This is a genomic window from Bacteroidota bacterium (assembly GCA_037133915.1).
Lineage (GTDB): Bacteria > Bacteroidota > Bacteroidia > Bacteroidales > CAIWKO01 > JBAXND01.
The window spans coordinates 1-13,123 of sequence record JBAXND010000076.1; the positions used below are offsets into that span (position 1 = coordinate 1).

Genomic DNA, 13,123 nt, shown 5'->3' on the forward strand with positions numbered 1-13,123 from the left:
CGGTATCCCAAAAATATTCGCCTGAAACTATTAATGGATTCGAACCGGAAACAGGTGGCGTTATCCACACAGGACTGCTGTACGCATGACTCCATTTTCCGCTATTATCTTTTGTCCTGATATACAAGCGATGAATACCAAGGGTTAAACCCGAAGTGCTCATAATCTGTGTCAGGTCTATCACATTTCCTGAAATGGAAGATAAGGCAGTACCGCTTCCAAAACCGGGGTCGGTATCCCAAAAATATTCGCCTGAAACTATTAATGGATTCGAACCGGAAACAGGAGGTGTTATCCATACAGGGCTGCTGTATGTATGACTCCATAAACCATTGTCGTCTTTTGCCCGTATATAAAAACGATGTATACCTGCAGTTAGTCCGGATGCACTTATGGTTGCACTAAGATCTATGGTGGTTCCGGGGGTAGCAGTGAGTGGTGTACCACTGCCTGATCCGGGATCTGTATCCCAGAAATACTCAACGGAAACTATTTGTGGATTAGAACTGTTTACAGCCGGATTTATCCAAACAGGACTGCTGTATGTATGACTCCATTCACCATTATCATCTTTTGTTCTGATATAAAAACGATGCATTCCCGTACTCAGTGCCGAGGCGTTTATAGTGGCAGTTAAATCTATGGCACTTCCGGGTGTTACCGTAAGAGATGTTCCGCTGCCTAATCCGGGATCCGTATCCCAGAAATACTCAACTGATACCAATTGTGGATTCAGACTTGTTAGCGGGGGCGATATCCAAACCGGGCTATTGTATGTGTGACTCCATTCGCCATTATTATCTTTTGTTCTGATATAAAAACGATGCATTCCCGCACTAAGCGCCGAGGCACTTATGGTTGCCGTAAGATCTATGGCGCTTCCGGGTGCTACGGTAAGAGGCGTGCCACTTCCCTGACCGGGATCAGTATCCCAAAAATATTCAACTGAAACTAATTGTGGATTCATGTTCGTCAGCGGAGGCGATATCCATACAGGACTGTTGTAAGTATGGCTCCATTCACCATTATTGTCTTTTGTTCTGATACCAAAAAAGTGCATGCCGGAAGTTAATGCCGATGCATTAATAGTTGCAGTCAAATCTATGACGCTTCCGGGCGTAACAGTAAGTGGAGTACCACTGCCCAAACCGGGATCCGTATCCCAAAAATATTCTACCGATACTAATTGTGGATTGACTAATGCATTTACAGAAGTTATCCAAACAAAACCATTATAGGTCTGGCTCCATTTTCCGGCGGTATTCTTTACCCTTACAAAATACCTGTTCAAACCGGGAGTAAGTGTATTGCAGGGAATATTAACCGAGAAATCCACATTCTGTCCGGCCGTGATTGAAATTGGGGTACCATTTCCATATCCGGGATCAGTATTCCAAAAATATTCAGCGCCTGAAATATTGGCTACCTGTGCCCGCGTTGTTGATATCGGAAACAATAATAATGCGGCAACCAGCATCAGCACACCAACGCAGTTTCTTCCAAATACTAATTCAGAATAAAGGCGCTTATGATTGTATAAAGACGAAGCGTATTTACAATTCATGGGTGTGGTTTTTAAACCAATAAATGTTACTTGCGTGCTTTGGCCTTGGTGTTAACATTGATGCCTGTAGAGGTTGTTCCTGTTGTAGGCACTGTGGCATTAAAAACTGTCGGTATTGCCGGTAATCCGGAAAGAACATAAGGCATTGCCCCACCAAATGCACCGCAGTCAACACCATTTTGACCCGCAGCCAATGCCGGAGAACCTGACTTTAACCTATAATGATTATCGGCATCTTCGCTGTTGGTATACATAAATACGGTACTCATACTGACACTGGATTTATTTCCGTTCGTGGTTCCGAATTGTGTTGAGTGACCGATATTATTTTGAGTAACATTAGGGTAAGAGCTGCTGGTAATATAATCACCATTTATGCCCCCTATTATTTGAATATTGTTTGCGACAACAGAATTATACGCCACAAAACTTCCAATAATTACATTGTTATTAAAAATTGCCGAAGACGAGGTCGCCATTAATATCGCATAAAAAGTACCGCAGGTTGTTACAGCTGTTTTTGTATAAAGTTTGATAATATTATTCGATACAATAATATTACTGTTACTTCCTTCAAGATCCAATGCCCGGGTATAATAGCTGTTGCTTCCACAAGTAGATGATGTAGCCCTTCCCTGATAAATAAAACACTGGCTTATTACTACATCGGTAACGCCGGAACTTATGAGTACCGTTGTCCCTGAGTATGATGTGGAAAGAAGGCTCGTGGTATAGTAAAAATAGCATCTGGAAAGCGTTATATTATTGGTGCTTACCGTTACCAGATTACCTGTTGAAGTAGCAGTTACAGTAATGCCCGAAATAACACTGCCGGAGGCTCCCGTACTAATGGTAAGCAAACCGAAAGTACTTGGATTCGGATTGGCCTGTGTGGTATCATTACCGGCACCCGACAGAAAGTAACCCGCGCCCAGAATCACAAGCTTTTTGCTGAGTGTAACTGCTCCGTAACTTGTCGGAGAACCTTCAACATACAAGGTATCTCCGGCAGCAGCTCCGCTCATGGCTGCGGTCATGGTCGAAAAGTTTGCATTAACACCCACATTGTTGTTTACACGCCAAACTTTGGCAGAAACCTGAGCTGTGGAAACCAGAAATAATGAAACGGAAATTATCGAAATTATCTTGATTTTCATATCGGAATGTCTTTGGTTTCGTTTATAAATTCTGTGTTTACTTTCGAAAATTATTTGCGCGCCTTGGCTTTGATATTAATATTAATACCCGTTGAAGTGGTTCCCATAACCGGAACGGTAGCACTGTATATCGCAGGAATACCGGGCATACCGGAAAGAATATAAGGAGTCGTGCCACCGAACGCGCCACAGTCTATACCGCCAACACCGGCTCCAAGCGCCGGCGACAAGGCCTTTAATTTATAGTGATTGTCTGTGTATTCATTGCCCGGCGCGTAGGTAAACACGCTGGTCATCGTAACACTCGATTTATTTCCGTTCAGCGTTCCAAACTGAGAGCCATTCCCGATATTGTTTGTTGAGGTATTCGGATACGTACCACTGGTTAAATAGTCACCATTAGCCCCACCTACAATCTGTATATTATTCGTAACAATAGAATTATATGCCATAAAACTACCGGTAATCACATTATTATTGAAAACAGCGGTGGAAGTAGTGGCCATCTCTATGGCATAAAATGTCCCGCAGGTAGTTCCTCCTGCCTTAATGTAATGCTTAATAATATTATTTGATATCAGAATGCCACTGTTATTGCCTTCAAGTTGCAATGCTCTGGTATAATAACTATATGAGCAACTGCCCGTAGTACCGGCTCCCTGATAGATAAATGATTGGGTCACCAGCACATTGTTTACTCCTGAGCTTATAACAAGGGTAATACCTACATATGACCCGCCATTGTAAGGAGCTGTGTGCGTAAAATAGCAACGGATAATGGAAATATTACTTGCACCGACAGTTACCAAACTGCCTGTTGCTGTTCCGGTTGCCATAATCCCACAGATAGTGCTACCCTCTGCACCCACCGAAATGGTCAGATTGCCAACCTTAGACGTATTCGGATTCGCTTGAGTGGAATCATTATCAGTGAGAAAATAGCCCGTGCCCAATAGCACCAGTTTCTTGTTTAAAGTAACATTCCCGTATGTAAACGACGAGCCCTCAATATACACCGTGTCTCCGGCTGCAGCAGCGGTAATTGCAGCAGCTACAGTAGAAAAATTGGCATTAACGCCAGGCGTATTATTTACCCGCCATACCTTTGCACTGACAATACTCACATTAGCAATCAATATAACTGCCGTGAAAAAAGTAATAACTTTTGTTTTCATCGATTTTATTTTGTGGTTAGTACAAATTTATGAAATAGTTAATTATTAAACTAATTAGAATTTTAATAATTTTAATAGGTTTTTACAATAAGTTGATTATTATCCGAACAGACTAAATCAATTGTCTGTCAATTTACTCAGAACAATATTTATCGAGGGAATTGCAAATACTAGGTAAATGCAATAAGTAAGTATATTTACCATAGTTTTTCCAAAAATCAGTTTGATTTTTGGAAAAGTTCAACAGCAGAAGCATGCTGAGAAGTTTGATTTTGGTACTGGAAAAGTTATTAACGGTATGCTTCTATAAACCGGTTTTCATAAGCACCGATTATTGGATTGGAAACCTCAGCGAAAATAAACAAACGCTAAATACAGCACTTCTGAAGTACCAGACAACTCAGTCCGGTAATCTCTTTGATGACGCAACTCCGCTTGTTACTTCAAAAGCTCAACCTATTTCCAGGTAACTGAATTTCCGAAAATAGTACAATTGACTTGTGAAGCCCTGTTAAGCACAATGCTGCCCGTAGTACTTATGTTTTTTGTGGTCTTGAAATATTTAACAGACCCGCTGATGGTGAAGTTGCTTGAAAGATGGCTCAGATTCACCTGACTGCTCGAATAGGTTCCTTTATACGTTATCGGACCCGTAAAGGTCAGGTTTGATGTCCATTCCTCACTGCTGGTTGAAGCCGTATGCGTGTAAGGTACACTTTGCATATCAAAAACCATATCGCAGGTAGTAAGATCAATAGACGGCGAATAACTGTCCGTTCCGGTAATAGTAATGGTGCCGCCCATGGGTCCTGAAACCGTACTGTTCCATGTGCCGCCCGGTTTGCCTGCAACACTCTGGCTAAAGATATCATCAAGGCACAACTGAAGCGTATATCCTATTTTTGTATAGAATTTATCATCGGTCAATTCTTTGTCTTTACCACATCCGAAATTTGCAATCAGAAATGATACCATCACAACAGCGAAAAAGATTTTGGCGGCTTTATTTTTCATAGCAGATAAAATTAGATGAATTTTATGGTTGTTTATGATTAGCAGTCACCCGGAAACAAACCCATAATTAATTGATAATATATCAACGCAAATATACGATAGCTTTTACCATCTTCATAACAATTGTAAAAAAAACCTTATGGCAATATAAAAAACGTTGTGCATTTAGGAAAAAGGGCAAGAATAGGTCTGCTGTGTCAATATTACAAATATCTGGAAACATACCTTAAGTGTACTGAAAAAAAATCCTGCATAAGCAGGATCTTAATTATTGGCGGAGAAGGGGGGATTATCCGCCTCGCCTGTGGCGAGACGAATGATGCCTCTGGGGTGGGGCTTCAAAAATTAAGCTCCGGTTCTCTGCGTTCACTGCAGAATTTTTTTGCCTGCTCCTTCGAACTTCGTTCGGGAGCAGACATAAAAAAAAATCCTGCATAAGCAGGATCTTAATTATTGGCGGAGAAGGGGGGATTCGAACCCCCGGTCCCATTGCTGGAACAACGGTTTTCGAGACCGCCGCATTCGACCACTCTGCCACCTCTCCGAGTCGAAGGGTGCAAAGATAATCATTCCAAGTAAAAAGAAAAGCAAATTGATGAAGCTGCATCAGACTAATAAAAAATCTGGTCTGAAATCATGTGGTGAATGGGTATTCCCGACCGGCGGTAACCTTCGTATGCATTTACCCAGGTGATTCCCTTCAGGGTAACTTCATACAGGGTAAGATCCTGAGACCAAACTGCGGCATTATTATAAGCCAGCTGCAGAAAGCCTTTCGAGGGCTCAAGCAACTTGGCAGCACAGTTAGCACCCAGTGAAATCAGTTCAACACCATAATTATCAGCCAACATTTTGGGATGCACCAAAAACATTTCAGGCGCCCGCTCAGGAAACATGTCCAGCATTATTCTCAGGCAATAATGACTGGCGCTGTTACTCTTAACCCAGATATCCAGATAATCACCATCATCACCGTTAATAAAAGTGCAGCATCCCGGAAAAAATTTCTCAAGAATTTGCTGTTCGCGATATAATCTCGAAGGATTCATCATGGCTTTAGGTTTGAGCTATAAAATTACACTGAAAGCCATCCGAATGCAAGTGATTTACACCCTCCATTTACTGAGTTATTAACAAGTGTTTCAGCTAAATAAGTGATATAAATGATTTCAAAAAATGAAAGTCGTTCAGGATATGAATACGCTGCAATCCGCTGTTAATAGCCTATTCAAAGCTATTACACCCGCAAACCGACATTAAATGCAGAAAATGAAACCTTATATGGTTGTGAATAAGTTAACGAATGCCGTTAACCTACTTATTAAAAGTCAGTGTTATAGTCTGAGTCGGCGCAGCACAAATCTGAGTATTAAAACCGCCCCAGTTCTCATTCGCTATACAGGGGCGAAGACTCGCATTTTTTGTGCATGATGCCCCGGTGTTGTCATACACATAAAGCCAGTCTGCCACATCATCATTCGACCACTTCATGCCATTGCAAAGCACCACCGTTCCGGATGTACCACTTTTAATAAAAGTCGCTATCTGATTCACTGCCACCGGATCTGTGCAGGTATATCCCTGCGGATATTGGGTGCCCGAAAGCGTTACACTGCAATAAACACCGGGAGTTAATGAAGATCTGAAGTTTGTCCAGTTGCCGCAATCAGTTGAATTCGCCGGAACGCTATGGGTGAAATTATACGTAATGGTATGAAACGGAATGCATGAGCTAACTGTGATGGTCTGCGCGGATGAAGCATTGCAGCCATTTTTACTTACCGAAAGTCCGACATTATATGTCCCGGTCGTACTCCATTGCACGATAGGATTGGTGGCAGTGCTGGTAGCAGGTGTTCCGCTCTGAAATGTCCAAGCGTAAGTTGCTCCGGTTTCAACAGGTGAAAAAGTAACATCTGAGTTTATGCCTGCTGTGCTTGGTGAAAACGTGAAGTTTCCCGATGGAATCGGATTGACCACTACAGTTGTTGAAACCCAGGCACCGGTGCAGTTATTTCTGGTGGTACTTACCTGATACACGCCTGAATTTGCTGTGGTTACATTCGTAAGTACCGGATTTTGAGCCGTAGAAGAAAAACCATTCGGACCCGTCCATGTATAGCTTACATTGGGAACTGTTGATGCCGTGAGATTTATCGTTCCGCCGGCACATACAGGTCCGCTGTTTGCTACCACAGCCAATGGCGGATACACACAATTACCGCATAACTCGAACCAACTGCTGTTTTTGAAAAAGTTAAAGCATTTGGTAGTGATATTATAAATCAACAATCCGTCAGCCGGATTAATAATGGAATCGCGGCCACCATCGGTCATGCGCGGAACCAGAACGCCTTTATCAGGACTGCTTACCTGAAACATGGCTGAGGGGTCGGGAGGCGCACCATTGGGTGTGATGGCAGTGCCCTGAGAAAATACTCCGGAAATTGAAAATCCGGACAACACTAATGAAAAAATGAACCTGCGCATATAATATTTTTTAGCGTGAAAAATAATTGCGTTATTCTGTCAGACTTATTCAAATCAGTTGTCAGCGTACACAACGAACTTTATTACTGCTCGAACCACTGCAATAGCTCATATCACCGGTTGCCATATTGGCCATCATGTGATTATATCCGTAATTCGTATCTCTGTCCATAAGCCACAACCAGCTTGATGAGGTTGATGAAGGAATTGGATAAATGGTGTTGGAAACCACTGTCCACATATCATAATATGAGGGTATCCTCCAATCGGTAAAACCACCTTCGGTAAGTGTACGGCAGTAATCACATGCCATCCTGAAATTCATCGACGACGTTGATTCATCACTTATCATCACCGGAACGGTGGAACCGCCCGAACCACCTACAAGCGCTATCTGAGCATCAACATATGCTTTATTTGCGGCATCAGGATTATTGGTGCACGTAGCCAGATTGGTGATTTTGAAATTGCTCATGTTCAGTTCCGTATTCGCGGGATTTGGGAAAAACTGCGTCCAGCGTGGCGAAACAGAAGTTCCGGAATTATAATAATAACCCTTTACCAAACCTCCACCAACATTGGTATTATAAACCATCAACGAAGTTGAGGGCAATGGAATAGTGGTTGCATCAATGGTATCGGTGAGCGCAATACGCGGAATCAAAACGCCTTTATTCGCTGCTGAGATATCAAGCATGGCTGAGTTATCGGCCGATGCACCGGTTGTGTTGACGGCTGTACCTTGTCCGTACAAATGCGTGGACACAGAACAAAGAAGTACGATGACGGAAAAATAGAATGTTCTCATAATTTTATAAATCTGTTTTACAAAGGTATGAAAGAAAATCACTATTGTCCGGGGAAAGTTTCATCAATCAATCGATAACAATTGTTCGCATAAAACATAATAGATATTGAACCCGCTATGGGGTTCTATTTTCTTGTTTCCTGCGTTTCTATAAATATTTCATCCCTATCGGGATGAGATAGTGTAACACCCCGCTTCGCATCGTTAACACTACCATCATTAAAAGTGCTGTGCCTTTAGGCACATACTATTTATAGAAAATCATTATCATGGGCAGCAGTGTACCCTCAGGTACACAATAATATCGTTATCGGACAACAAAGAAAAATTAGTAATGCAATAAAAGCAATTTATCCCGAAATTAGCCCATTCATAAATTGGTTTTTCGATATTATAGTCTGAAACAAAAGTGAAGTTTAAAATTCTTAAATTGTGCCTTTATAAACAGTCGTTCCGGTAAAAATCTCAAAACATGAGTAACAAAGAAGTTATAAAAAGCGGATTAATAAATATCGCCATCGGTCTAGTTTCATTATTGATTACGTTCGTGATTTGCAAGATGCTTGACTTGGACTTAGGAACGAGACTGATGCTGTATTCATTCGCTGTTACAAGCTTTGCGCTGAGTGTGCCCAAACTAAAACGCCAACCCGAATCAGATTCAGGCACCCTTATTCCCGATGAAACTGAACAGCCCGACATTCTTATCTGGCTCGCTCAACCTTTTGATGAATACAAAATTCGCAACTATCTTTGGCGCAAAGCACTTATTATTATCCTAATGCTGCTGCCATTAATGATTATAGAAGTTTCAGGCTTCATTAAAAAGATAAAAGACTCAGAAAATAAAACGTATGTTGAGCCCAAAGCGCCTGCCAACGATATGGATTTTGCGAATCATCCCGAACTCATCAATAAAGCAATTAATGAAACACGCGCTAAAGCAGATACTGCCCGATATTTTGCCATTCAAATGAATTTGCGCAAAGCCGAAGAATTATCATCGCAAAAAAAATACAGGGAAGCAATTGCTTTTTGCAAAACCATTCCTAATTCTAGTCAGGATACTTCAGTAAATATCTTTATCGGAGACAATTTCAAATACATCAAACAATTAGATAGTGCTCGTTACTACTGGGCTATCGCAAAAAAATATGGTGCCAAAAAATGCGAATGAGCAGAACCACTCCTTTTACTTTACTTTTATGACATCGCAAATAATACCTATGCAACCATTCGTCTGTTTTGAACGTCCATATTTATTATCCCTTTATAAATCCTTAAATATTATATCATGAGAAAAATCTTCCTCAGTATTTCATTGTCAATTCTATTGATTCCCGCTACCATTCTTTCTGTTTCATCTCAGGTCACCACCTGGATAAATACCGATCAGGGCACCGGAAGCAGTGTATGCGCAGACATGTTTGATAATTCCTATGCCTGCGGACAGTTCGTTGGCACTACCACCATCGGCGGCAATACATATATAAGTGCAGGTGCTCAGGATGTAATTGTAGAAAAACACGACGCATCAGGTGTACTGCAGTGGGCAACACCTTTTGGCGGAACTCAGGGCGATTTCTCAAGTAAAGTAATTTTTGACGGCTTTGGAGGCGTATGGGTAACCGGAACATTCAGAGGTACCATGAACGCAGGAAGTTTCCCCCTGGTTTCGGCAGGCGGAAGCGATGCTTTTCTGGTGAAGCTCGATGCCTCAACAGGCGCTATTATTTATGCCATTCGCGGCGGCAGCTCCGGCGATGATGCCGGCATGTCTGTCAACGCAGATATGTTCGGGAATATTATTCTGGCAGGCAGCTTTACCGGCAGTTTTGGCATAGGCGGCGTAAACCTTAGCGGACAGGGAATGGATGCTTTTTTCGTTAAACTCGATAATGCAGGCACACCTCAGTGGGGTAAAAAAATAAGTGGTTCCGGTATAGAAACCCTTTGGAGTATGACAACAGATTTCTCGGGAAACATTTATATTGCCGGTTATACATCTTCCACAACAGCTGATTTTGCAGGCACTTCGATTAACTTTGCTGCAGCAAGCGTATTTGCAGCCAAGTTCGACGACCAGGGCAATTATGTATGGTCGGCACCGGCACAGTTCAATGGCGAACTCTACGGAATATGTGTTGACGCTGCCGGAAGTGTATATTTTACGGGCAATTTCGACACACAAGCTATCATCGGACCATTTACCCTTACCGGTGTCGGAAATGATGACATCCTTGTGGTAAAAGTAAACAGTACGGGAACCTTTGCCTGGGCAAAATCATTCGGCGGAACAGGAATTGACGAAGGGTATGATATGCGCTGCAATGCGCAGGGCGACCTTTTTCTTGCCGGCTCGTTTCAGGGCAGCTTCACATTCGGCACTACTATAATAAGTGCAGGAAGTTACAATAAATCATATACTGCGAAAATTGATTCGGCCGGTACCGTAGACTGGGTGATTCAATCAGGCGGTGCAGCCTCATCGCACATCACATCAGGACTTGACATCAATGGCGCCGGAGATATCTACATCACCGGAAACGGAAGCGGCGTATTGAATATGGGCAGCTTCTCCGATTCTGTGTCAGGAAGCTATCTGGTTAAAATCAGCGACAACGCCAACATAATTAAAGGAACCGTGTTCAGCGACCTGAACAACGACGGCATATTCGATTCAGGTGAACCCGGATTGCCCAACGTTATCCTTGAACTCGACAACAGTCCTTACGTGAGCGCTTCCAACAATGCAGGAGTCTATCAGATGTATACCGCCACCGGAACGCATTCCGTCAGCATTCCGTATCTGCCTTTATATCACACACTCACCACGGCCGCTGTTCAGACATCTGTTTTTTCGGGACTGGGAGCCATGGATACCGCAAAGCATTTCGGGCTCTACCCTGTTCCGAATGTGAACGACCTGTATGTAGATATAACTCCTGTTTCCAATCCAAAAGCAGGTCATGTTTTGACTTACCTCATCACGTATAAAAACGTAGGCACAACAAGCCAGAGCGGATCGGTTTCGCTGCAGTTCGACCCCGCCATCTCCTATTTATCAGCAGCACCGGCACCTTCGGTTCAGGCAGGACAAACCATCACATGGAACGTAGGCACACTGGCGCCTTCGGTTATGGGAACCATTCATGCACAGTTCAACATTCCATCAAATCTTGCCATCGGTTTCCCGATAACGGCTATTGCCGGAATAACACCCGTTATCAATGATTCCACACCTGCCGATAATTCCAGAACTATTGTAACTCAGGTCACGGGGCCCTATGATCCCAATTACAAAGAAGTAAACATTGATACACTCTATTCTGTTTCAACGCCCGGCTGGCTCGAATACACCATCCATTTTCAGAATGTAGGAAACGACACAGCCATCACTGTTATTATTATAGATACGCTTTCGCAGAAACTGGATCTTGCCTCCTTCCAGATAATCTCAAGCGCCCATGCGCTGTCTTCTGCCGGTATAAAAAACGGCAAGGTTGCAGAGTTCAGATTCAACAACATCATGCTGCCCGACAGTTCAACAGATGCCGTCGGTTCCATGGGTTTTGTAAAATACAGAGTTAAATATCTGAACACACTTGCGGTAAATGATTCTATAACAAATTTTGCAGACATATATTTTGACTATAATACGCCTGTCAGAACCAACACGGCAGCCACGTATTATGTTGACAGCACTGCAGGAATCATCCGTTATGAAGATCATTCAACTTTGGTTTACCCGAATCCTGCCCGTGATGTAATTGTTATTGAACGTTCCGCCTTAAGCGGCAGCGAAAAAATATCGCTTTTCTCAATTGAGGGAACGAAAATTCTTGAGCAGCGCATTACCGAACTCAGAACCGTCCTGAACATTGAAAACCTTGCAGGCGGCGTATACTTCGTGATGATAGAAACCGAAAACGGAATCAGGGTAAAAAAGATTGTGAAAGAATAACAGCTTTCGTTTAGCGGATAAAACTGGTAACTACCTTCTTTTCTTTCGCAGCTTGTTCAATGGTGCCGGCGGTAGCTTCTCTGACCTTCAGCAGCCATGCCATATTTTTTCCCAGAACGCGCATCACCTGAGTTCCCTCAAGATCCTGTTCAGCTTCGCCGGGCGCACCGCCGTGAATCACATTCCAGTAGCTTGAGGTGGCTACAATCATTTCGGAATACATGATGTAATGATTCAGGCTGTCGAAGGTTGATGAACCACCCGACCTGCGCACTGCCACCACCGATGCGCCCACCTTTCCGCGGAAGGTACTGTTTGCAGAAGCAACAAAAAACAGCCGGTCCAGAAAGCTTTTCATGGTGCCGGCAATGCCTGAATAATAAACCGGAGAGCCGAGAATAATGCCATCAGCCTGCTTTAGCTGTTGTATCCAAAGATTCATATCGTCGGTTTTAATCGCGCATTTTTCATCTTTGTTCTTCACGCAGTTATAACACGCGAGGCAGCCGTGTATCATCTCATGTCCGATATGCAGTATTTCAAACTCAATGCCCTGGGATATCAATTCAGCGCCTGCCATGTTCAGCGCATGAAAAGTATTTCCGTCACTTCTGGGACTTCCGTTAATAGCGATTACTTTCATAAAATCAGGTTTGTTGGAATGGGTGAAATTCGACAGCAAAATTAAGGGATTATTTCCACTCACTCACCACTCAGCCAATTTCCGGATGTTCACGAAAGAATTAAAACTCTTCTTTGCCAGCAGCAGTCAGGATTAATGAGACTGACCGGTTCTTATTAATCCTGATATATGCTAATTTTTTCGGAGAGACTTCATGCATAATTCCGGCACAAAAATTATTTCAAAATTCGTTTAAGCTATCTATATCTTTAAAAAAAATCACTGTTGTCCGGTAAAAGTTTGAAAGAAGCCGAAGCATAAGCCCGGCT

The 13,123-nt window shown here is 42.8% G+C and carries 11 protein-coding genes and 1 tRNA gene; 3 read left to right on the forward strand and 9 right to left on the reverse strand.

Annotation, left to right across the window (positions count from 1 at the left end):
- The 3 genes from WCM76_15950 to WCM76_15960 form a co-directional block, all read right to left on the reverse strand.
- Positions 1–1,564: hypothetical protein (locus tag WCM76_15950; protein ID MEI6767125.1), on the reverse strand; the 1,564-nt coding region annotated here is incomplete at its 3' end.
- A 26-nt stretch (positions 1,565–1,590) separates the two neighbouring features.
- Positions 1,591–2,721 (reverse strand): hypothetical protein, encoded by a 1,131-nt coding sequence (locus WCM76_15955; GenBank protein MEI6767126.1) that lies wholly within the window; start codon positions 2,719–2,721, stop codon positions 1,591–1,593.
- Positions 2,722–2,771: 50 nt separating this feature from the next.
- Positions 2,772–3,896: a hypothetical protein gene (locus WCM76_15960; protein MEI6767127.1), complete on the reverse strand. Its 1,125-nt coding sequence runs from the start codon at positions 3,894–3,896 to the stop codon at positions 2,772–2,774.
- Positions 3,897–4,126: 230 nt separating this feature from the next.
- On the opposite strand from WCM76_15960, the gene WCM76_15965 reads away from it, so the two are divergent.
- Positions 4,127–4,366 carry a hypothetical protein gene (locus WCM76_15965; GenBank protein ID MEI6767128.1) on the forward strand — a complete coding sequence of 80 codons (240 nt, stop codon included), beginning with the start codon at positions 4,127–4,129 and terminating at the stop codon, positions 4,364–4,366.
- On the opposite strand, the gene WCM76_15970 is transcribed toward WCM76_15965, so the two are convergent.
- The 5 genes from WCM76_15970 to WCM76_15990 form a co-directional block, all read right to left on the reverse strand.
- Positions 4,353–4,910 (reverse strand): hypothetical protein, encoded by a 558-nt coding sequence (locus tag WCM76_15970; protein MEI6767129.1) that lies wholly within the window; start codon positions 4,908–4,910, stop codon positions 4,353–4,355. The genes WCM76_15965 and WCM76_15970 overlap by 14 nt on opposite strands.
- A 454-nt stretch (positions 4,911–5,364) precedes the next feature.
- Positions 5,365–5,454, reverse strand: a tRNA-Ser gene (locus tag WCM76_15975).
- A gap of 67 nt (positions 5,455–5,521) precedes the next feature.
- Positions 5,522–5,962 (reverse strand): hypothetical protein, encoded by a 441-nt coding sequence (locus WCM76_15980; GenBank protein ID MEI6767130.1) that lies wholly within the window; start codon positions 5,960–5,962, stop codon positions 5,522–5,524.
- Between the two features lie 262 nt (positions 5,963–6,224).
- Positions 6,225–7,400, reverse strand: coding sequence for a hypothetical protein (locus WCM76_15985; protein MEI6767131.1), 1,176 nt, complete (start codon positions 7,398–7,400; stop codon positions 6,225–6,227).
- 61 nt (positions 7,401–7,461) lie between these two features.
- Positions 7,462–8,208 carry a hypothetical protein gene (locus WCM76_15990; protein MEI6767132.1) on the reverse strand — a complete coding sequence of 249 codons (747 nt, stop codon included), beginning with the start codon at positions 8,206–8,208 and terminating at the stop codon, positions 7,462–7,464.
- Positions 8,209–8,680: 472 nt separating this feature from the next.
- Here WCM76_15990 and WCM76_15995 point away from each other — a divergent pair, with 472 nt between their 5' ends.
- A complete protein-coding gene (locus tag WCM76_15995; protein ID MEI6767133.1) occupies positions 8,681–9,385 on the forward strand; it encodes a hypothetical protein in 705 nt (234 codons plus the stop codon).
- Between the two features lie 117 nt (positions 9,386–9,502).
- On the forward strand, positions 9,503–12,172 hold the full coding sequence (locus WCM76_16000) for a T9SS type A sorting domain-containing protein (GenBank protein MEI6767134.1): 2,670 nt from the start codon (positions 9,503–9,505) through the stop codon (positions 12,170–12,172).
- A gap of 10 nt (positions 12,173–12,182) precedes the next feature.
- On the opposite strand, the gene WCM76_16005 is transcribed toward WCM76_16000, so the two are convergent.
- Positions 12,183–12,815 (reverse strand): flavodoxin family protein, encoded by a 633-nt coding sequence (locus WCM76_16005; GenBank protein MEI6767135.1) that lies wholly within the window; start codon positions 12,813–12,815, stop codon positions 12,183–12,185.
- Between the last annotated feature and the right edge of the window lie 308 nt (positions 12,816–13,123).

Bases quoted from the DNA above. Each gene is read 5' to 3' on its own strand.
- WCM76_15955 (MEI6767126.1), bottom strand. From the start codon at position 2,721: ATGAAAATCAAGATAATTTCGATAATTTCCGTTTCATTATTTCTGGTT.
- WCM76_15960 (MEI6767127.1), bottom strand. From the start codon at position 3,896: ATGAAAACAAAAGTTATTACTTTTTTCACGGCAGTTATATTGATTGCT.
- WCM76_15970 (MEI6767129.1), bottom strand. From the start codon at position 4,910: ATGAAAAATAAAGCCGCCAAAATCTTTTTCGCTGTTGTGATGGTATCA.
- WCM76_15980 (MEI6767130.1), bottom strand. From the start codon at position 5,962: ATGATGAATCCTTCGAGATTATATCGCGAACAGCAAATTCTTGAGAAA.
- WCM76_15985 (MEI6767131.1), bottom strand. From the start codon at position 7,400: ATGCGCAGGTTCATTTTTTCATTAGTGTTGTCCGGATTTTCAATTTCC.
- WCM76_15990 (MEI6767132.1), bottom strand. From the start codon at position 8,208: ATGAGAACATTCTATTTTTCCGTCATCGTACTTCTTTGTTCTGTGTCC.
- WCM76_15995 (MEI6767133.1), top strand. From the start codon at position 8,681: ATGAGTAACAAAGAAGTTATAAAAAGCGGATTAATAAATATCGCCATC.
- WCM76_16000 (MEI6767134.1), top strand. From the start codon at position 9,503: ATGAGAAAAATCTTCCTCAGTATTTCATTGTCAATTCTATTGATTCCC.
- WCM76_16005 (MEI6767135.1), bottom strand. From the start codon at position 12,815: ATGAAAGTAATCGCTATTAACGGAAGTCCCAGAAGTGACGGAAATACT.